We start from the raw sequence: 20082 nt of genomic DNA, 5'->3' as shown, positions 1-20082 counted from the left end.
GGGCGCGGGGAACTGCGCGACCAGCCACAACGCACCCGCAGCCGCCCATGCACCGCCGCACCCCCTCTAGTGGGCGATATCCACATACCCCTCGATGTCCTGAGGCTTCCGCACCCCCGGCCCCACATACTCCGCCGACGGCCGCACCAACCGCCCCGTCCGCTTCTGCTCAAGGATGTGCGCCGACCACCCGGCGGTCCTCGCACACGTGAACATCGACGTGAACATGTGCGCCGGCACCTCCGCGAAGTCCAGCATGATCGCCGCCCAGAACTCCACATTGGTGGCCAGCACACGATCCGGCCGACGGTTGTGGAGCTCCTCCAGCGCCGCCTTCTCCAACGCCTCCGCGATCTCGAACCGCGGCGCCCCCAGCTCCCGCGCCGTCCGCCGCAGCACCCGCGCCCGCGGATCCTCGGCCCGGTACACCCGGTGCCCGAACCCCATCAGCCGCTCACCCCGGTCCAGCGCCCGCCTGACGTACCCCACCGCGTCCCCGGTCCGCTCGATCTCCTCGATCATCCCGAGCACCCGCGAGGGCGCACCCCCGTGCAACGGCCCCGACATCGCCCCCACCGCACCCGACAACGCGGCCGCGACATCCGCACCGGTCGACGCGATCACCCGCGCCGTGAACGTGGACGCGTTCATCCCGTGCTCCGCGGCGGACGTCCAGTACGCGTCCACGGCCGCCACATGCCTGGGATCCGGCTCCCCCCGCCACCGGATCATGAACCGCTCGACCACCGAGTGCGCCTTGTCGATCTCCCGCTGCGGCACCATCGCCAGCCCCTGCCCACGCGCGGACTGGGCGACGTACGACAGCGCCATCACCGCGGCCCGCGCCAGGTCCTCCCGGGCCTGCTCGGCATCGATGTCGAGGAGCGGCTTCAGCCCCCACACCGGCGCGAGCATGGCCAGCGCCGACTGGACGTCCACCCGGATGTCACCCGAATGGACGGGGATCGGGAACGGCTCGGCCGGCGGCAGCCCCGGATTGAAGGCCCCGTCGACGAGCAGCCCCCACACGTTCCCGAACGAGACGTGACCGACCAGATCCTCGATGTCGACGCCCCGGTACCGCAGGGCGCCTCCCTCCTTGTCCGGTTCGGCGATCTCCGTCTCGAACGCGACGACTCCTTCGAGCCCGGGTACGAAGTCGGACATGGGGCGGCTCCTCATGGGTGTAGGCGGAGGCAATGGCACCATAACCCCGAGTGCCAGAATTGGGGAGTCCAGCGGCACTCAGTGCCACACTCCGTGCCATCGTCCGGTGCCGCACAGGGCGATACGGCAAGATGACCGGGTGACCGATCGCGACGCCACCGCCTCCGACGAACCCGTCCTCGACCCCGCCGCGATGCGCAAGCACTACCGGGCCGAGGGATTCGAAGAGCACGACCTGGCCGCACACCCCATGGACCAGTTCACCCGATGGTTCGAACAGGCCGCGCGGGCCGCCGCCGACGGCATGATCTACGAACCCAACGCGATGGTCGTCGCCACCGCCGACGCCGAGGGCCGCCCCAGCTCACGCACGGTCCTGATGAAGCAGTACGACACCCGCGGCTTCGTCTTCTACACCAACTACGACTCCCGCAAGGCCCAGGACCTCGCCGCCAACCCGTACGTCTCGCTGGTCTTCCCCTGGCACGCCATCGCCCGCCAGGTCGTCGTCACCGGCACCGCCCGCCGCACCGGCCGCGACGAGACCGCCGCCTACTTCCGCACCCGCCCGCACGGCTCCCAGCTCGGCGCCTGGGCCAGCACCCAGTCCACGGTCATCTACTCCCGCGCCGAACTCGACGCCGCCTACGCGGAGCTCAGCGCCCGCTACCCCGAGGGCGAACAGGTCCCGGTCCCTCCGCACTGGGGCGGCTTCCGCATCGCCCCCCAAACGGTCGAGTTCTGGCAGGGCCGCCAGAACCGCCTCCACGACCGCCTCCGCTACGTGGCCGACCCCGACGGCACCTGGCACGTGGAACGCCTCAGTCCCTGACGTCCCGGTGGCCCCCGAAACGCAGACGACCCGCGAGCTCGGGTCCCTCCGCCGTACGGCGGAGAAGCCGGCCGGACGTACCGGCGAGCTCGCGGGTCGGGTGACTGCTTGGGATTGGGCCGGCTGCGTACGTCTCGCGTACGCCGGTCCGGCACCGCACATCGTGTGGTGGCGAGCCGCTAGCCCGCAGACACCTCGCGCGTCCGGGTTTCACTCATTTACCCGATCACCTCCTCTCAGCGTGCTCGCCAGCCTAAGAAGCTTCTGGGGCAGACTCAACTGCTTTTTGAAATGCTTGCGGAGGCGCTTCGCGCCGGGTGCTGTAGCCGTACCCGTCGCCCCGCTGTAGAAGCCGTGGATTCCAGTGCGAGACGTTGAGGCGGCCGTGCGGCGTGCTGAGGCTGTGCTGCCCCCTGCCCGACCGCCGGGTGCACGGGCGCGGTTCAGTACGGCGAACAGCAGGACGGCATCAGCCCCCACCCACCCGCACGGAACCGCCGCCGTATTGACACCACCCTGGTCCAGACCTGAGGGTGATCGGCAACACGAGAACACAGACGCTGACGCCGCGAAGGGGCACCGCATGAGCGACGGCACGCCCGCCGACCTGTTCTTCGACGCCGCCATCGGCCTCCTGCAACGGGCCCGCGACGAGGAGGCCGAGGCCATCACCGCCGCCGGCACCCTCCTCGCCGACACCGTCACCTCCGGCGGCCGGCTGTTCGCCTTCGGCGCCGGCCACTCCTCCCTCGCCGCCCAGGACGTCGTCTACCGCGCCGGCGGCCTCGCCCTCATGAACCTCCTCGCCGCCCCCGGCCTCGTCGGCGTCGACGTCATGCCCGCCACCCTCGGCTCCCGCCTAGAACGCGTCGACGGCCTCGCCACCGCCGTCCTGGACACCTCGCCCCTGCGCACCGGCGACGCCCTCGTGATCATCTCCCTGTCCGGCCGCAACGCCCTGCCCGTCGAGATGGCCGTCGAGGCCCGCCGGCGCGGCGCCAAGGTCATCGGCGTGACGTCGGTGGCGTACGCCACCGAGACCACCTCCCGGCACAGCTCCGGCACCTACCTCAAGGACCACTGCGACATCGTCCTCGACTCGAAGATCGCCGTCGGGGACGCCGAGCTCACCCTCGACACCATCCCGGCGCCCTTCGCACCCGCCTCCACGGTCGTCACCAGCGCCCTGCTCCAGGCCGTCCTCGCCACCACCGCGGCCGCCCTCGCCGACCGCGGCACCGAACCCCCGCTGCTGCGCTCCGGCAACGTCGACGGCGGCCACGAATGGAACGCCCGCGTGTTCGAGGAGTACCGCGACCGAATCTTCTACCAGCACTGAAGCACCACAGCTGGCCCGGCCGGCACGGCCGCTACGACTGCCGGTCCTTCGCGAGATGGGCGAGATCCAGCGCGATCGCGATGCGTACCGCCACGTCCTCGGCGTACGTCGCGTCCGCGCGCTCGAAGCGGTTGCGGCCCGACCCGCGCAGGAACGTCACCACACCCAGCGTCCGCCCCCGGCTGCGCAGCACCGCGCACAACGCGTGCACCGCGTCGCCCGGCCACTGCCGGTCCAGTGCCCAGGCCCGCGCCCGGTCCAACGGCACCGACCCGGCATCCGCCCGCACACTCCCGGCCCGCACCACGCACTGCAACGCCGGATGCCCCTCCTCGTAACGCACCGGCAGCCCCGCCGCGCCCGTCAGCATGCTCGGCCCCGGTGTCCCCGACGGCGTGGCCGCGATCCGCACCAGCCGGACCGGCCCCACCTCCCCGTCGGCCCGGGAACCGCCCACCACCCGGTCGATCACCGCATGGTCGGCGAACCCGGCCAGCGCGAAGTCCAGATGGACGGTGGCCGCCTCCGCCGGGTCCTCGCACTCGGCGGCCGCACGGGCCGCACGATGCAGCTGGTTGGCCCGGAAGCGCAGCATCGCCGCCTCCTGCTCGGCGTGCTTGGCCTCCGTGACGTCCTGGAACAGCCAGCCGACCCCGAGCGGCACCGGCTCCTCCGCCAGCGGTGACGCCAGCCGCAGGAACCCCGACCGCCAGCAGCGCCGCTGCTCGCCCTCCGCCGTCCGCACGCTCACCCACATCTCGGCCGGCGCGGGCGGCGCCCCCTCGGCCAGCACATGCGTCAGCGCGCTCTCCAGGTCCTCCACACCCAGCGCCAGCAACTCGCCCAGTGGCCGCCCGAGCGCCGACGTACGCCCGATACCGAGCGCCCGCGCGGCATGCGCGTTGACCACGGCGGGCCGCAGATCGGCGTCCACGAGTACGACACCCCAGGCCGCGTCCTCGAACAGCGCCTCGCTCAGCGCGATCGACCGCTCCAGGTCGATCTGCGCGTGCACCTCGCTGAACGCGCAGTACACACCCGCCGGCTTCCCGTCCGGCCCGCGCACCGCCGCCGACTGCGTCCGCACGAGGACCCGCCCACCGTCCTTCGTGAGCAGGGCGAACTCGTGCACCTGGCGCCCCGGGGCATGCATGGCGGACAGCAACCGCCCCTCGACCTCGTCGGCGTCCGCCTCACGCACCGCCCACCCGGCGAACCCGTGACGGCCCACCGCCTCGGCCGCCGTCCACCCCAGGATCCGCTCGGCCTCCCGGTTCCAGTGGGTGACGAACCCGTCCGCGTCGAAGGCGCACAGGGCCGCGTCCATGCCGTCGAGCAGCGCGGCGAGCAGGTCGGAGCCACCCGAGTCCTCCGGAGCATCCCGCTCCGGTTCCGGCTCGGGCTCGTCGGGCCCCAGCTCGTCCGTGGCCCCACTACGCCGGGAAGCACTCACCTGGACCCCCATCAGGCTGCGTCCGCACGCACGGCGCGTCGGTTCACTCACTGCCTTCATTCAACTCGAACGTGACGCAGCCCACACTGTGTTCCCGCAAGATTGAAGGAATCGTTGCAAGCGGACACCTGCCCCACCTCACAGCGCGAGCCGCAGATCCACCCACTCGTCGCTCTCCCCGTCGAGCACATACCGCTCGACCTCGACGAACCCGTGCGACTCGGCGAACCGCAGGCCGCCCTCGTTGACCGCCAGCACACACGTCTCGACGGCCTCGACACCCGGCACGCGCGCGTGCCCGAGCGCATGCTCGTACAGAGCCGTACCGAACCCCCGCCGCCGGAACTCCGGCAGCACCCGGGCGATCACCGTCACCACCCCGCCGACGGCAGGCCGCACGGTCGAACACCCCACGAGCACATCCCCGTCGTACGCGTTCTCCAGCCGGTATCCCCGCGCGAGCCGCTGCCCCGCCTCCTCCGCCGACATCGCGGCCGGCGGTACGACGACGTTGTGCACGTACCGCCACCGCTCCAGCGCCTCGTCCCCGGCCACGGGAACCACCCTCAGACCACTCACGCGCCGTCCCCCGCCGGCCGCCGCGCGCAGACCTCGATCTCGATCCTCATCCGGGGATCGGACAGCCCGCACACCATCATCGTCGCGGCCGGCCGCACCTCCCCGAACACCCGCCGCAGCACCGGCCAGCACGGCTCGAAGTCCTCCCGCACCGGCAACAGGTACCGCACCCGCACCACATCCCCGAACCCGCACCCGGCCTCCGCCAGCGCCGCCCCGATGTTCCGCAGACACTGCTCGGCCTGCTCCACCACGTCCTCGGAAATGGTCATCGCCGCATAGTCGAACCCCGTCGTCCCCGACACATGCACCCACTCCCCGTCCACCACCGCCCGCGCATACCCGATCTCCTCCTCGAACACGGACCCACTGAGAATCACCCGCCGCTCTGTCATGCACGGAACGCTAGGGGGTGACACAGCCGTACGCTGCACGCGCATGAAAGATCGCCCCCACCGGCCCGCAGGCGAAGGTCGGCCCGCACCCGCCGTTTTTCCGGTGTCCCCCGCTTGTCGGTGGGATCCGGCAGAATTGGGGGCAGGGCCAGCGCACGCCGCCGGGGCTTCCGGCAGAGGTAATCGAGGGGCACGAATGTCCGGACTGATCGACACCACGGAGATGTATCTCCGCACCATCCTCGAACTCGAAGAGGAAGGCGTTGTCCCCATGCGCGCCCGCATCGCGGAGCGGCTCGACCAGAGCGGGCCGACGGTGAGCCAGACGGTGGCGCGGATGGAGCGGGACGGTCTGGTGTCCGTCGCCACCGACCGTCACCTGGAGCTGACCGACGAGGGCCGCCGGCTGGCGACGCGCGTGATGCGCAAGCACCGGCTCGCCGAGTGCCTGCTGGTCGACGTGATCGGCCTGGAGTGGGAGCAGGTGCACGCCGAGGCGTGCCGCTGGGAGCACGTGATGAGCGAGGCCGTGGAGCGGCGCGTCCTGGAGCTGCTGCGGCACCCGACCGAGTCGCCGTACGGCAACCCGATCCCGGGTCTGGAGGAGCTGGGCGAGAAGGACGGCGCGGACCCGTTCCTCGACGCGAGCATGGTGTCGCTGGCCGACCTGGATCCGGGTGCGGACGGCAAGACGGTGGTCGTGCGCCGGATCGGCGAGCCCATCCAGACCGACGCGCAGCTGATGTACACGCTGCGGCGGGCGGGTGTGCAGCCCGGTTCGGTGGTGAGCGTGACGGAGTCGGCCGGCGGGGTGCTGGTGGGCAGCGGCGGCGAGGCGGCCGAGCTGGAGGCGGACGTCGCCTCGCACGTGTTCGTCGCCAAGCGCTGAGCGACGGCTGGGTGTACGGCTGGGTGTAGTTCAACTTCCCTTGCTCGTGGGGAAGTTGAAGCCTCTGTTCGAGGTCTCGCCGGTGTGTGTCGAACGCGTCGAATCCAAGATTCAGTGCGCGGAATCGCAGCGCTGGAACGTTTCGCGTGCAAGGCTGTCGCGAGAGGCATATGACCTGAGGGGGCGGGGAGGATGTGCCGAGGACTCGGGCGTGGGTTTGGCCCCGGCACCTTTCGGTGCCGGGGCCTGTCCTCCCCAGTGCTGACCCGGAGCCCCGAGCTCCCAGGGTCATCCCCGCGGACCGTTTTCCCCGAGCGGCCCGCCCCCCGCAGAAGAAATCCCCCCGGCGGCGCCGATCATGCCTGGAGAGGGGTCACTCGAATGAGGGGTGTTGTCGGCCGGAGCCCGATTTTCGAATAGGAGTTCGATAGTCTGGGGTGGTACCTGAGTACCACGAAGCGATACGAGGACACTAGGCACGCGGAGCTAGGGGGGTGCCAGGCCCATGGCACGGCGCATCGACGTGACAGGAGCCGGCGGCGTACACCTCGCCGCCTGGGAGTTCGCGGACCCGCCCAAGACGGAGGAGCCGGACCACTCGTTCCCCGGCGTGCTGTTACTGCACGGCCTGATGGGCCGCGCCTCGCACTGGGCGTCCACCGCCCGCTGGCTCTCCGAGCGGCACCGTGCCGTCGCCCTCGACCAGCGCGGCCACGGCCAGAGCGACAAGCCCCCGCAGGCCGCCTACACCCGCGAGGCGTACGTCGAGGACGCCGCGGCCGCCGTCGAGCAGCTGGGCCTCGCACCGGCCGTGCTCATCGGCCACGCCATGGGCGCGCTGACCGCCTGGCAGCTCGCCGCGAAACGCCCCGAACTGGTGCGGGGTCTGATCATCTGCGACATGCGGGCCTCCGCGCTCGGCGCGGCCTCGCAGCGCGAGTGGGCCGACTGGTTCAGATCCTGGCCCGTCCCCTTCGCCACGCTCGCCGACGTACGCAAGTGGTTCGGCGAGGACGATCCCTGGGTGGAGCGGCCGAACCCGGCGCGCGGGGAGTTCTACGCAGAGGTGATGCACGAGGGCGCCGACGGCTGGCGGCCGGTGTTCGACCCCGACCGGATGCTGAAGTCCCGGGAGACCTGGGTGTACGACGCGCACTGGGAGGAGCTGGCGCAGGTGCCGTGCCCCACGCTGGTCGTGCGCGGGGTGGACGGGGAGCTGGGGCGGGCGGAGGCGCAGGAGATGGTCCGCGTGCTGCCGAAGGGGGAGTACGCCGAGGTGGCGGACGCCGGGCATCTGTTGCCGTACGACCGGCCGGAGGCCTGGCGGGCGGCGGTGGAGCCGTTTCTTGATCGGGTGGGGGAGTGAGGGGCGCGAGCGGAGGGGGGCGCTGTAGTCAGCCCTTGCTGACAGCGGTGAGGATCTCCGGCAGGCGGCTCGCCGTCCGCGGGGCCGCCATCCGCAGCCCCGCCCAGGTGATCGCCGCCCCGTAGCCCGCCCCCACCGGCAGCAGCAGCCAGGTCCACTGCTCGCCCCCCGCGCTCACGTTCAGCGCGATCGCCAGGGCGATGACGGGGGCGCACAGCAGGGCCGCTGAGACCATGCCGCCGAAGATGGCGATCCAGGCGAGGCCGGTCTGGCCGGGGGCGACGTTGCGGTGGCCCTCCTGGGGGATCGAGTAGGGGAATCGGGCGGAGGTCCAGGCGCCGGTCGCCAGCATCGCGCCGAGCAGGGCGAAGGAGAGACCGAGCACCTCGGGGAGCCGGGGCCAGTCGCCCAGCATGGCCGTGGTCAGGACGGTCACCAGCGTGGCGTACGGCAGGGTGATCACCAGCAGGGCCAGCGCCCGCCCGCGCAGTTCGACGTAGGCGTCCCGGGTGGACGAGATGGTCGTCGCGACCATCCAGAAGGCGGAGGTGTCCTGCCCGAACTGGTTGTACATCTGGATGCCGAGCATCCCGGCGGCGAAGCACGCGAAGTAGATCGACCCGGTGCCCTGCAGGGCGTTGAAGACGGGCACGATCAGGCCGATGGCCAGCGAGGTCACCCATGCGGCCTTGGTCTTGGGGTCGCGCCAGACGTAGCGCAGACTGCGCGCCATGACCGTACCGGTACGTCCGCCGGGCAGTAGCCGTCCGAGGCCGCCGCCCTCGGAGGAACGGCCCTGGGCGGCCGAGTCGGGTGCCTGGAGCGTGGAACCGTCGGGTGAGGTCATCAGCCGGGTCAGCGTCCGCGCCCACGCGCCGACGAGCAGCGCCAGCGCGGCGAGGGACAGGCCGAGCTGGAGGACCGCCGTACCGTACGACCCCTCGCTCGCCGCGTGCACCGCGCCGATCGCCGACGCGGGCGGCAGCCACCGCACCACGTCGGCCACCGGCGCGAGCCGCCCGAGCCCGGCCGTACCGAGGCTCTGGGCGCCGAAGTTGACGAGCTGCGCCCCGACGGCGATGACCAGGCCGCTCAGGACGGCCAGGTCACGTCCCTTGCGGCTGCTGAGCAGCCGTACGTTCGCGGCGGCCACGGCGCGCGCGAGGGCCACGCAGACCAGCAGCGCGAGGGCCACGGCGACGACCGCGACGCCGTAGCCGGCCGCGCCGTGCGCCACCGACACCGCACAGCCCACCAGCAGCAACAGGCTGAACAGGGGGCCGATGCCGACCAGCGAGGCGGCCAGCAGGGCCCGTGCCAGCGGCCGGGGCCGCAGCGGGAGCATCACCAGCCGGGTCGGGTCCAGGGTCTCGTCGCCGCCGGGGAAGAACAGCGGCATGAAGGCCCACCCCAGCGCCAGCACGGCGGCCCCCGGTACGGCCACCGCGTCCGCGTGCGCGTGGCCGCGCAGGAGGACCAGGCCCAGCAGCTGCAGGGCCGCGAACAGCAGCGCGAGGACCGCCGACGCGACGAACGCGGCCCGCCGGCCGCCGGACTGCCGCAGTCCGTTCCGCAGCAGCGACAGCTTCAGCCGTACGACGGTGGCGGTCACGTCCGTCATCGGGCCGCCCCGCCGCCCAGCCAGTCCAGGTCGGAGGCCGCGTCCCGCCCGCTCGCCCCGACCAGTTCCAGGAACGCGGCCTGGAGGGTGGGATGCGTCCCGCGCACCTCTGCCAGCGTCCCGGTCGCGCGGATCCGCCCGGCGGCCAGCACCGCGACCCAGTCGCACAGCGACTCGACGAGCTCCATCACGTGGGAGGAGAAGACGACGGTCGCGCCGGAGGAGGTGTACCGCTCCAGCACGCCCCGGATGGTCTGCGCGGACACCGGGTCGACGCCCTCGAACGGCTCGTCCAGGAAGAGGACTTCGGGATTGTGGAGGAGAGCGGCGGCGAGCCCGATCTTCTTGCGCATGCCGGTCGAGTAGTCGACGACGAGTCTGTGCTGGGCACCGGAGAGGTCGAGCACGTCCAGGAGCTGGGTGGCCCGCTTGTCGACCTCGGCGCCGGGGAGGCCGCGCAGGCGGCCGGAGTAGCCGAGCAGTTCGCGCCCGGAGAGCCGTTCGAAGAGACGGAGGCCTTCGGGAAGGACGCCGATGCGGGCCTTCACGGCCACCGGGTCCCGCCACACGTCGTGGCCGACGACCTCGACGGTGCCCTGATCGGGGCGCAGCAGGCCCGTCACCATGGAGAGGGTGGTGGTCTTTCCGGCCCCGTTGGGCCCGACCAGCCCGACGAACTTCCCGGCGGGCAGCGACAGGTCGATCCCACCGACGGCCACCTGTTGCCCAAACCGCTTCCAGAGCCCACGAACACGCACGGCATCGGTCATGGGTGAACCCTACGGGGGCGGCGAGATTTGGAAGGTGCGGGTGGACGAGCTGTCACGAGTGCCCGCGGCTGGGAAGAAGCGGCGGCTGCAGCGCCCCGTACGGGGCGCGGGGAACTGCGCGATCAGCCACGAAGTACCCGCAGTCGCCGGCGAAACAGGCACCCGGCAGCCCAACAGGCGCTACCGGTCCCTCCCGCACGCATAGGCCAACGCCGAGATCAGCTCCTCCGCATCCGGCAGCCACCGGTTCGCGGCCGTCGGCCGGCACGCCCACTGCACCGCCCCCCGCGAGCCGTACCGCGTGGGCGGGGCGGGGACATACGCGCCCTCCCCCAGCGCCGTGAGGTCCAGGGACGCCGGCGACCAGCCCAGCTTCCGCACCAGATCCGGCACCTTCGCCGACGCCCCCGGCAGCACGAAGAACTGCATCCGGCGGTCGGGCGTCAGCGTCACCGGCCCCAGCGTCAGCTCCATCCGCTCCATGCGTGCCAGCGCGAGAAACCCCGCCGTCTCCGGGACGGACAGCGCGTCGAAGGTCCGCCCCGTCGGCAGCAGGATCGACGCCGTCGGCTGCTTCTGCCACATCCGGCGCGCCACCGTCGCACTACCGGTCGCCTGCGTCGCCCAGTCCGGGCGCGCCGCGTGCGCGCCGGGCGCCGCGCACGCGACCTCCCCGCAGGAACAGCGCTGCACCCCCTCGACCGCTTCCAGCCAGGTGCCGGGAAAGACGTCCCAGTGGCGCTCCTCGGCGTAGCGTACGGCGGTGTCCAGCAGCGATTCCCCACGCTGCTTCGGAATCTGAGCGGCTTCGGCGCCGACGATCGTCTCTTCCACGCTCAACACAACTCCCGCGCCCACCTGGAGTTACGGGCGTAGCGCGCGCGGGGGAGGAGCATCCTCTCGGTAACTGGGGCGCATGGATGCACGTGTGGGGGCGCGCGGGAGGAACCGGGGCGTGAGCGGGTAGTCACACATGGGGGGTTGGCGGCGGCCGTACCCGCGATTCCGCCGCCTTTACCCGGCAATCCTCGCATGTCCCGCATTTTCGGTATGTCCGCTGGGCAGTGATCGCAAAGGCCGGATCTTTTCCCTACAGGGAGTTCGCAGGGGGTACGCCATGGCCGCAAGGCCGCTTGTCGCGCGGCAGCCGAACGAACGGTTGCAGGCGCTCATCCAGGAGGCGGGGTGCTCGAACGCCGGGCTTGCCCGCCGGGTCAACATGTGCGGCGCCGAGCACGGTCTCGACCTCCGGTACGACAAGACGTCCGTGGCGCGCTGGCTGCGCGGCCAGCAGCCGCGGGGCCGGGCGCCGGCGATCATCGCCGAGGCGCTGGGGCGCAAGCTGGGCCGTACGGTCACGATCGACGAGATCGGCATGGCCAACGGCAAGAACCTCGCCTCGGGTGTCGGTCTCCAGTTCTCGCCGACGGTGCTGGGGGCCATCGAGCAGGTCTGCGAGCTGTGGCGCAGTGACGTGGGGCGCCGGGACTTCCTGTCCGGTTCCTCGGTCGCCGCCTCCGCGCTGGTGGAGCCCAGCCGGGACTGGCTGATCTCAGCGCCGGACGCGCAGGTGGCGCGGCAGGCGGGGCCGCGGGTCGGGCAGTCGGACGTCGCGGCGGTGAAGGCGATGACGCAGGCCCTCACCGACCTCGACCACCAGTTCGGCAGCGGGCATGTGCGCCCGGTCGTCGTGCACTACCTCAACAGTGTCGTCTCCGGCCTGCTGGCGGGTTCCTACCGGGAGTCCGTGGGGCGGGAGTTGTTCGCCGCCGTCGCGAGGCTCACCGAACTGGCCGGGTACATGGCCGTCGACACCGGTCAACCCGGACTCGCCCAGCGGTACTACATCCAGTCGCTGCGCCTCGCGCAGGCGGCAGGCGACCGTGGCTACGGCGGCTATGTGCTCGCCTCCTCCATGAGCCACCTCGCCGCGCAGCTCGGAAACCCGCGCGAGATCGCCCAGTTGGCGCGGGCGGCGCAGGAGGGGGCGCGCGGTCGCGTGACCCCGCGTGCGGAGGCGATGTTCTTCGCGGCCGAGGCCCGTGGCCATGCCCTGCTCGGCGATGTGCGGTCGGCGCAGCTGGCGTCAGGGCGGGCGGTGTCGGCGATGGAGGCGGCCGATCCGGCGTCCGGGGACGACCCGGCGTGGATCAGGCACTTCGACGAGGCGTACCTGGCCGACGAGTTGGCGCACTGCCACCGCGACCTGGGTCAGGCCGAGGCGGCCGCCAGGTGCGCGCAGCAGTCGCTGGACGGGCATCCGGAGACCCGGGCCCGGCGCCGGGCGATCGGCTATGTGCTCCTCGCCACAGCGCAGGTGCAGCAGCGGGAGATCGAACAGGCCTGTGCCACCGGGACGAAGGCCGTCGAGCTGCTGGAGACGGTCCGCTCGAACCGGGGCGCCGAGTACCTGGAGGACTTCCAGCAGCGGCTGGAGCCGTTCCGGGACGAACCGGTGGTCAGGGAGTTCGGGGCGCGCCTGGATCTGCAGGCGGCCGCGTGAATTCCTGCCCCGCGGCTGCGTGAACAGGTGGGAAACCACACCTTGCCGTGCAGGAAGCGGCATGGACAGCGCACCGCGGGGCGGTTTTGTTACTGCTGTCACAGGGGACAAGATCGCGCCCTCGGCTGCGTGGCACCCTGCCGAGGTCACCCGGTAGCGTGAGCCTGATTCACAAGGTCCCCCATTAGTAGGAGTCCCGGTGACGCAGAGTGGACAGGGCGAGCCCGCGCGCGAAGGCATCGTGCTGCCCTCCGACGGTGGCGAGCCGCTGCTGCCGGGTATGACGGGCGTCCCCGTCCCCGTCGCACAGCCACCCGCCCCGGCCGCCGCGCCGCCCGAAGGCCAGTCCTGGGGCCAGCCGTGGGGCCCCGGCCACCAGCAGAGCCAGCAGCCACAGCCGCCCGGCCAGGGCTGGCCGCAGGCGGCCGGCCAGGAGTGGGCCGCCCCCGAGCAGCAGCTGCCGCCGGCCTGGACCGCCCAGTCGCACGCCGCCCAGACCCACGCCGACCAGGCCCAGGCCCCCGGTGCCGGTCCGCTGCCGCCGGAAGGGGCGCCGGCCCCGTCGTACGGCGGCGGCTACGAGCAGTCGTACGGCTACGGCGCTCCCCAGCCCCAGCAGTCGTACGGCGCCCCGCTGCCCCCGGCCGCCGGCCACGACCCCTACGGCACTCCGGGCGCCGCGCTGCCGCCCGCCGTCCCGCAGGGGGGCCACGGCGGCTACGGCGGTGCGCTGCCGCCCGCCGACGAGGGCGCCACCCAGTTCATACCGCCGGTGCCCGCCGCGCCGGTGGACGAGGGCGCCACGCAGTACATACCGCCGGTGCCCGCGGCCTCCGAGGGCGCCACCCAGCTGATCCCGCCGGTGGGCCCCGGTGCGCTGCCGCCGGAGATGTCCCACGGGCAGAACGCGTTCCCCGGCGGCCGGCCCGCCCCCGCGGCGCACTCCGACGCCGACGCCACGCAGTACATCCCGCCGTACCCGCCCTCCGGCGGCCCGCAGGACGGCGGCGACCGGCAGCCGCCCGCCGAGTTCGACAACCTCTTCCGCAGCGCGCCGGGCGGCGAGCCCCCGGCCGCGTCCACGGCCCAGCTGCCGCGCTTCCAGCAGCAGCCCCAGAACGGCTACCAGCAGCAGCCCCAGAACGGCTACCAGCAGCCGCCGGCGTACACCCCGCCCCCCATGTCGTTCGACCGCGCCGACGACGGCGACGGTGGCGGCGGCCGGGGCGGTGGCGGCAGGTCGAAGGTGCCGCTGATCGCGGCCGTGGGGATCGGCATCGCCGTGCTCGGTATCGGCGCCGGTGCCCTGTTCAGCGGGGGCGGCGGGGGTTCGGGCGACGACAACAAGACGGTCGCCGCCTCCGCGCCGGCCTCCGAGGGGTCCTCGTCGGCCGCGGCCGACCCCGCGAAGGCGCAGGCCGTCGCCCTGGACAAGCTGCTCGCCGACAGCGGCAGCAGCCGGGCCTCGGTGATCAACGCCGTCGCCCAGGTGAAGCAGTGCAAGAACCTGGACGGCTCCGCCTCCGACCTGCGCGACGCCGCCCAGCAGCGCACCGAGCTGGTCACCCGGCTGTCGAAGCTGTCGATGGACAAGCTGCCGGACAGCGCCGAGCTGAGCACCGCCCTCACCAAGGCCTGGCAGGCCTCCGCGAACGCGGACAACCACTACGCGGCCTGGGCCGACCAGGCCAAGGGCAAGCACGGCTGCCGCAAGGGCCAGGCCCGCACCACCGGCCAGACCGCCGCCGGCAACCGGGAGAGCGGCACCGCCAGCAGCCAGAAGGTGAAGGCGGCCGCGCTGTGGAACACGATCGCGAGCAAGTACGGACTGACCCAGCGGCAGCCGACCCAGCTGTGACCGCGGCCGGGCCGTGCGCGCGGGCGGGCGTGCCTGCGGGCGGGCCCGTCAGCTGAGGTCGGCGTTCTCCAGGATCTTGGTCATGTCCAGGGCCTGCTTGTTCGCCGACTGCAGCAGGCCGTCCTTGACCGTCTGGACGTTCACGTCGGCGTTGACCAGCCGGGCGAAGCCGGCCGCGGCCAGCTTGCCCTGGTAGGGCCAGGACAGCGACGGGGTGAGGCCGCCGGTGGAGACCTTCAGGCCGTCGTTGAGGGTGCGCCGCACGCTGTCGGCGCTGACCTCGCCGTCGCCGATCTTCTCCAGCGCGGCGGTGAGGACCTGGTAGGCGATCCAGGTGGTCTGCACCCCGGCGTCGGCCGGGTCGATCCGGTCGTCGTCGAAGGCCTCCTTGCTGATGACCTTCTTCATCTCGTCCCAGCGCGCGTCCGAGGCCACCGGGTACCAGCCGGTGATGTACGACCCCTCGTAGGGGCCGCGTGACCCGCCCGTGGAGTTGATCACCGTCTGGTCGACACTGCCGATCTCGGCGGCCGTCTTCACCGTCGGGTGGCCCTTGCGGGCCCGCTGGAAGCTGTCCATGAAGGTGGCCGTGCGGTCGCCCAGCTCGGGCACCACGCAGCCCGTCTTCAGCAGGTCCGAGGAGGCGCTCTCCACAGCCTTCTGGGACTGCGCGTCGTACTCGGTGAGGTCCTCCGCCGCGAGCTGGTCGATCGCCTTGGCGTGGCCGCCCGCCGTGAGGCCCGAGTCGAGCAGCTGGGGCAGCTGGTCGCCGGCGATGCTGTCGGGGCGGACCAGGGTGACCGGGCCGCAGGAGTCGGCCAGCGTCTCCCCGAGTCCGGCCAGCAGGGTGAGCGAGCCGCCGTTGACCGGGTAGGAGACGGGGCTGGTGAACTCCTCGTTCGAGGCCCCGTAGCCGCCTATGTAGGGGACGGCCGCGCCCTCCAGCGGGGCGAAGTAGGAGTCGCCGAACTGGCTGTAGGAGCCGACCACGGCGACGACGTCCTCGTCGACCGCCCGCTGGGCGCAGTTCGCGGCGCCCACGCTGGTGTTGTGGTCGTTGCAGGTGACGAGCTTGAGCTTGCGGCCGTGGATGCCGCCCTGGGAGTTGATCCACTTGACGTAGGCGGAGGCCATGGCGGGCATGCCGGGCTTGTTGGTGGCGCTGGTCCCCTGTGGCGCCCAGGTCATCACCTTGATCGCGTCGTCCGCCGACGCCGACATCCCCGGGATGGCGCCGCAGCCGGCGGCGAGTGACGCACAGGCCGTCATGGCCGCCGCGGAGAGGGCGGTGGCTCTGATGCGCCGGGTCGTGGGGAGGACGCTGCGGAGGGAGGTGCTGGAGGTGGGGCGCCTGCCGGTCATGGACACGCACGATTCCGTCACATCACGAACCGGGAAGTGACCCATGGTCAAGGGAAGGTGACCTAAAGGTGAATTACAGGGGTGTGTCACCGGGGGTGTGACGAGGAACGTACGATCGATGACCGTGCAAGGTTCGGAGAACTCTTCCCGTCGCGGCCGTCGCTCCTCCACCATGGGCGACATGCCACTCAATGACATGCCGTGGTGGCGCTGGCGCAGCAATGTGCGCTCCGCGCTGCACATGCTCTCCGACCCGGAGTTCCAGCGGAACGTCTGGCTGGCCGGTCAGGACGGGTACGGCGACGTGACCGACGCGGTCTACCGGCTGGTCGAGGACACCTGGCTGGACAGCTGGTCCGCGGAGAAATACGTCGGGACGATATTCCGCGACTCGCAGGAGGCGGCGCTCGTCGACACCGCCGTGCTGCGGGTGCTGCGGATCATGCACCAGGTGGGGCCGGACGCGCCGGTCTCCGCGTACCTCGACCACCAGGCGTGGCCGGACGCGGTCCGGGCGGCCCGGGACGCGCACATACGCCTGGCGGCGAGCGACGGCGACGACCCGGACGTCCCGCCGCGCAGCCTCGACGTGCTGCGGATCATGACGCGAGCGGCCTGAGCCGGGCCGGTCGGTCCAGGTCGCGGCGGTCCGCGTTGCGGACAGGAACGGCCGGGGCGGGCGGGGCATGAGATTCTGTGGGGCATGACCGATCAGTCCACCCGAGCCCAGGCCGCCCCGCCCGACCAGTACGTCCTCACTCTCTCCTGCCCGGACAAAAAGGGCATCGTGCACGCTGTGTCGAGCTACCTGTTCATGACCGGCTGCAACATCGAGGACAGCCAGCAGTTCGGGGACCACGACACGGGTCTGTTCTTCATGCGCGTGCACTTCTCGGCCGACGCGCCGGTGACGGTCGACAAGCTGCGGGCGAGCTTCGCGGCGATCGGTGACTCCTTCCACATGGACTGGCAGATCAACCGGGGCGACGAGAAGATGCGCATCGTCCTCATGGTCAGCAAGTTCGGGCACTGCCTGAACGACCTGCTCTTCCGCGCCCGCATCGGCGCGCTCCCGGTGGACATCGCGGCCGTGGTCTCCAACCACACCGAGTTCGCGGAGCTGGTGGAGTCGTACCACATCCCCTTCCACCACATCCCGGTGACGAAGGAGACGAAGGCCGACGCCGAGGCCAGGCTGCTGGACCTCGTCCGCGAGGAGGACGTCGAGCTGGTGGTGCTGGCCCGCTACATGCAGGTCCTCTCGGACGACCTGTGCAAGCAGCTGAGCGGCCGGATCATCAACATCCACCACTCGTTCCTGCCGAGCTTCAAGGGCGCGAAGCCGTACCACCAGGCGCATGCGCGGGGCGTCAAGCTGATCGGGGCGACGGCGCACTACGTCACCGCCGACCTCGACGAGGGGCCGATCATCGAGCAGGAGGTCGAGCGGGTCGGCCACGACGTCACCCCCGACCAGCTGGTCGCGATCGGCCGCGACGTGGAGTGCCAGGCGCTGGCGCGCGCGGTGAAGTGGCACGCCGAGCGCCGCATCCTCCTCAACGGCCGACGGACGGTCGTCTTCGGCTGACGGTTGCGCAAGGGGGCTGCGCCCAAGGGGCGGGGCGGTTCCGTGAGACGGCGGGTGCGGGCGGGTGGGGGCCGTTCGCGCAGTTCCCCGCGCCCCTGAAAGAAGGGGCGCTGCGGTGCGCCCCTTCAGGGGCGCGGGGAACTGCGCGACCAGCCACGAACCACCCGCACCCGCCGTCTCACGGAACCAACCCGCTCCTTGGGCGAACCGCCTACATCCGGCTCAGACTCGCCGCCGCGAACAGGACGTCCCTGATCGCCGCCCGATCCCCGAGCTGCCCCGCGGCTGCCTCCTCCGGTGGCACATGGCCCGCAGCCAACCGGCAGAACTCCACGTCGTCCAGCGCCACGTGCGCCACCTCGAACTCCGCGGAGCCCACCGCCCCGGGCGAGTCCAGCGGGATCAGCCACTGGCCGCCGCCGTCGCCCTCGATCTCCAGCCGCAGGCTGCGGCCGGGCCGTCCCGCAGGGACCAGGTGGGGGGTCTGGCCGGGCGACGCCAGCCCCGCCCGCCGGCGCTCGGCCAGCACCACGGGCAGCATCCGGGCCGCGAGGTCGATCATCCTGCGCAGGTGCCTGGGGGCCGGCGGCCCGTAGGGATAGTCCACGGCCTCCGCGATGTCCTCCGCGTGCACCCAGCACTCGAAGGCACGGTCCAGCATCGCGTCGTGCAAGGGCAGTTCGAAGTCGCCGTACGACACACCGAGGCGCCCGGCGCCGCCGCCGGTGAAGGAGACGGTCTGCACGAGCCGGTGACTCTGCTCCCGCCAGGGAACCCGCACCGCACGCGTCGGCGGGAAGTGCGAGCCCTGCCAGAACGCCTCGGTGCGGGCGGCCGGGCCCTGTGCCCGGGTCTCCCCGAGCGGGTCGTCGAGGCCCAGTGCCGTCGCCACCAGCCCGTCGACGGACAGCAGATGCGCGATCACGCCGGCGACCGTCGTACGACGGCTCGCCGCCGCCTCGCCGTCGTACCAGCGCAGCCGCACCGGCGCGTGCCACTCCGCGTCGCCGATGTCCTGGAGCAGGGCGTCCAGGCGGGCGGTCTCCGCGTCGAAGGGCGCCGCCCACGCGGGGATCGGGATCCTGGCCGGCCGGCGGTCCAGGCAGGCCTCCAGGACCCGGGTGCGCAGGCCGGGGTCGAGGTCGAGGCTCTCCGGCTGGTGCAGCAGGCCGACCGCCTCGCGCAGCCGCCGCGCCTCGTCCGCGCAGGCCCCGCAGCCCCCGAGGTGGTCCTCGACGGCGAGGGACTCCGCCGTCGAGCACGCGGCCAGGGCCCACGCCCCGAGCAGCGATTTCAGGACGTCGTGGGACAACTCCAGCGCTACGGGCGGCAGGTCGGCCGGCTCGGGCAGCGGCTGCCCGCCGTCCTCGACGGAGGCCCGGGGCAGCGGTATGCGCGGCGGGCGGCCCACGCCGCCGCCACCGTCGCGCGGCACGTCACCCGTCCCGTCCCCGGCGCCGGTGCCGTCGTGCGCCTCGAAGAACTCCGGGCCGGTCACACCCCACCTCCAGGGCCGGGCGGCGTCCCGGCGTCATGCGCGGTGGACAGCAGTTGCAGGCCCAGGCGCAGCCGGCGGCGGGCCTCGTCCTCGGTGACGCCGAGGTCCACCGCGGTCTGCCGGTAGTCGCGGCGCTGGAAGTAGGCCAGATCCAGGGCGGCGCGCAGCGGGGCCGGCATGGAGTGCACGATGTAGTCCGCGCGGGCGGCGACGGAGGCCCGCCGCACCTTGTGCTCCAGCTCCGCCGCGGCCTGCGGGGAGCCGCTGTCGCCCGGGGCGAGCGCGGCCGTCTCGGTGGCCCTGAGGCGCTGTACGGCGAGCCGGTGGGCCAGCGCGGCGAGCCACGAGCGCAGCGGCCCCTGCCGGGGGTCGTAGGCGTCGGGGTGCTCCCAGACCTGGGCGAAGACCTCGCGGGTTATGCCGTCGGCGGCCCGCTCGTCCCCGAGGACGCGATGCGCGAGCCCGTGCACGAGCGAGGCGAAGCGGTCGTACAGCTCACCGAGGGCGGCCGCCTCGCCGCGTGCGAGCCGCTGCTGCATCTTGCGGTCCCAGCGGGGCGGTACGTCCTTCTTCGCCATGCGGCCCCCTCTCCGTGCCCGTGTCCAGCGTGTCTCCACCGTCTCCTCGAATGTAGTCGGCACGTCCGGCAACGCACGCCCCTTTATGGCAATGCGCGCCCCCTGACGGACCGCGGGTGATAGTGGGCGCTCTCCGACACCCTCTGCTTCTGATCGAACAGGATCGACAGTGACCGAAACAAGCCCCTCCCTTACGGATGCTCGTTTGTCATCCGGGGTTTCGGGGAACCGCCGCTGGGCAGCCGCGCGAGAACAAGCGTAGGAACTGGCTCCGTTTCCGGGCG

At 72.3% G+C, this 20082-nt stretch carries 18 protein-coding genes; 8 read left to right on the top strand and 10 right to left on the bottom strand.

What is annotated here, in order from left to right; all coding sequences use genetic code 11:
* Window positions 1–66: 66 nt before the first annotated feature.
* On the bottom strand, window positions 67–1167 hold the full coding sequence (locus tag OHB00_RS23080; RefSeq protein ID WP_406437127.1) for a citrate synthase 2: 1101 nt from the start codon (window positions 1165–1167) through the stop codon (window positions 67–69).
* Window positions 1168–1306: 139 nt separating this feature from the next.
* On the opposite strand from OHB00_RS23080, the gene pdxH reads away from it, so the two are divergent.
* A complete protein-coding gene (pdxH, locus tag OHB00_RS23075; protein ID WP_406437126.1) occupies window positions 1307–1999 on the top strand; it encodes a pyridoxamine 5'-phosphate oxidase in 693 nt (230 codons plus the stop codon).
* A gap of 583 nt (window positions 2000–2582) precedes the next feature.
* Entirely contained in the window at window positions 2583–3338 is a 756-nt protein-coding gene (locus OHB00_RS23070) for an SIS domain-containing protein (protein WP_406437124.1), read from the top strand.
* A gap of 31 nt (window positions 3339–3369) precedes the next feature.
* Here the strand turns inward: OHB00_RS23070 and OHB00_RS23065 are convergent, their stop codons facing one another.
* From OHB00_RS23065 to OHB00_RS23055, 3 genes are all read right to left on the bottom strand, one after another.
* Entirely contained in the window at window positions 3370–4791 is a 1422-nt protein-coding gene (locus OHB00_RS23065) for a PAS domain-containing protein (protein ID WP_406437122.1), read from the bottom strand.
* A 138-nt stretch (window positions 4792–4929) separates the two neighbouring features.
* Window positions 4930–5346 (bottom strand): GNAT family N-acetyltransferase, encoded by a 417-nt coding sequence (locus OHB00_RS23060; RefSeq protein ID WP_406437120.1) that lies wholly within the window; start codon window positions 5344–5346, stop codon window positions 4930–4932.
* Window positions 5347–5366: 20 nt separating this feature from the next.
* A complete protein-coding gene (locus OHB00_RS23055; RefSeq protein WP_406437118.1) occupies window positions 5367–5765 on the bottom strand; it encodes a RidA family protein in 399 nt (132 codons plus the stop codon).
* A 196-nt stretch (window positions 5766–5961) separates the two neighbouring features.
* Between OHB00_RS23055 and OHB00_RS23050 the strand changes: the two genes are divergently transcribed.
* Both OHB00_RS23050 and OHB00_RS23045 read left to right on the top strand, forming a co-directional pair.
* A complete protein-coding gene (locus tag OHB00_RS23050) occupies window positions 5962–6654 on the top strand; it encodes a metal-dependent transcriptional regulator (RefSeq protein WP_406437116.1) in 693 nt (230 codons plus the stop codon).
* Window positions 6655–7159: 505 nt separating this feature from the next.
* On the top strand, window positions 7160–8020 hold the full coding sequence (locus tag OHB00_RS23045; protein WP_406437114.1) for an alpha/beta fold hydrolase: 861 nt from the start codon (window positions 7160–7162) through the stop codon (window positions 8018–8020).
* Window positions 8021–8048: 28 nt separating this feature from the next.
* Here the strand turns inward: OHB00_RS23045 and OHB00_RS23040 are convergent, their stop codons facing one another.
* The 3 genes from OHB00_RS23040 to OHB00_RS23030 all read right to left on the bottom strand — a co-directional run bounded on the left by OHB00_RS23040 (window position 8049) and on the right by OHB00_RS23030 (window position 11254).
* A complete protein-coding gene (locus tag OHB00_RS23040; RefSeq protein WP_406437112.1) occupies window positions 8049–9641 on the bottom strand; it encodes a transporter in 1593 nt (530 codons plus the stop codon).
* Window positions 9638–10411, bottom strand: coding sequence for an ABC transporter ATP-binding protein (locus tag OHB00_RS23035; RefSeq protein WP_406437111.1), 774 nt, complete (start codon window positions 10409–10411; stop codon window positions 9638–9640). The genes OHB00_RS23040 and OHB00_RS23035 overlap by 4 nt, the downstream gene beginning before the upstream one ends.
* A gap of 180 nt (window positions 10412–10591) precedes the next feature.
* Entirely contained in the window at window positions 10592–11254 is a 663-nt protein-coding gene (locus tag OHB00_RS23030) for a bifunctional DNA primase/polymerase (protein WP_406437109.1), read from the bottom strand.
* A gap of 274 nt (window positions 11255–11528) precedes the next feature.
* Here OHB00_RS23030 and OHB00_RS23025 point away from each other — a divergent pair, with 274 nt between their 5' ends.
* Together OHB00_RS23025 and OHB00_RS23020 are read left to right on the top strand one after the other, a co-directional pair.
* The gene (locus OHB00_RS23025; protein ID WP_351484207.1) at window positions 11529–12914 is read left to right on the top strand and encodes a transcriptional regulator; all 1386 of its coding nucleotides are present in this window, start codon (window positions 11529–11531) and stop codon (window positions 12912–12914) included.
* 199 nt (window positions 12915–13113) lie between these two features.
* Entirely contained in the window at window positions 13114–14772 is a 1659-nt protein-coding gene (locus tag OHB00_RS23020) for a hypothetical protein (protein ID WP_406437108.1), read from the top strand.
* Between the two features lie 48 nt (window positions 14773–14820).
* Here OHB00_RS23020 and OHB00_RS23015 read toward each other — a convergent pair whose 3' ends face one another.
* Window positions 14821–16134 carry an ABC transporter substrate-binding protein gene (locus OHB00_RS23015; protein ID WP_406437106.1) on the bottom strand — a complete coding sequence of 438 codons (1314 nt, stop codon included), beginning with the start codon at window positions 16132–16134 and terminating at the stop codon, window positions 14821–14823.
* Between the two features lie 118 nt (window positions 16135–16252).
* On the opposite strand from OHB00_RS23015, the gene OHB00_RS23010 reads away from it, so the two are divergent.
* On the top strand, window positions 16253–16753 hold the full coding sequence (locus tag OHB00_RS23010) for a hypothetical protein (RefSeq protein WP_406437105.1): 501 nt from the start codon (window positions 16253–16255) through the stop codon (window positions 16751–16753).
* Between the two features lie 84 nt (window positions 16754–16837).
* Complete coding sequence (gene purU / locus OHB00_RS23005; RefSeq protein WP_406437103.1) at window positions 16838–17722, top strand: formyltetrahydrofolate deformylase; 885 nt, start codon at window positions 16838–16840, stop codon at window positions 17720–17722.
* Between the two features lie 211 nt (window positions 17723–17933).
* On the opposite strand, the gene OHB00_RS23000 is transcribed toward purU, so the two are convergent.
* Both OHB00_RS23000 and OHB00_RS22995 read right to left on the bottom strand, forming a co-directional pair.
* Window positions 17934–19220, bottom strand: coding sequence for a maleylpyruvate isomerase N-terminal domain-containing protein (locus OHB00_RS23000; RefSeq protein ID WP_406437101.1), 1287 nt, complete (start codon window positions 19218–19220; stop codon window positions 17934–17936).
* A complete protein-coding gene (locus OHB00_RS22995; RefSeq protein WP_406437099.1) occupies window positions 19217–19798 on the bottom strand; it encodes a sigma-70 family RNA polymerase sigma factor in 582 nt (193 codons plus the stop codon). The genes OHB00_RS23000 and OHB00_RS22995 overlap by 4 nt, the downstream gene beginning before the upstream one ends.
* Window positions 19799–20082 lie beyond the last annotated feature (284 nt).

This window comes from Streptomyces sp. NBC_00631 (assembly GCF_045206895.1).
Taxonomy (GTDB): Bacteria; Actinomycetota; Actinomycetes; order Streptomycetales; family Streptomycetaceae; genus Streptomyces.
Note: the sequence above shows the minus strand (reverse complement) of the source record. Positions and strands in the feature narration are given on the sequence as shown.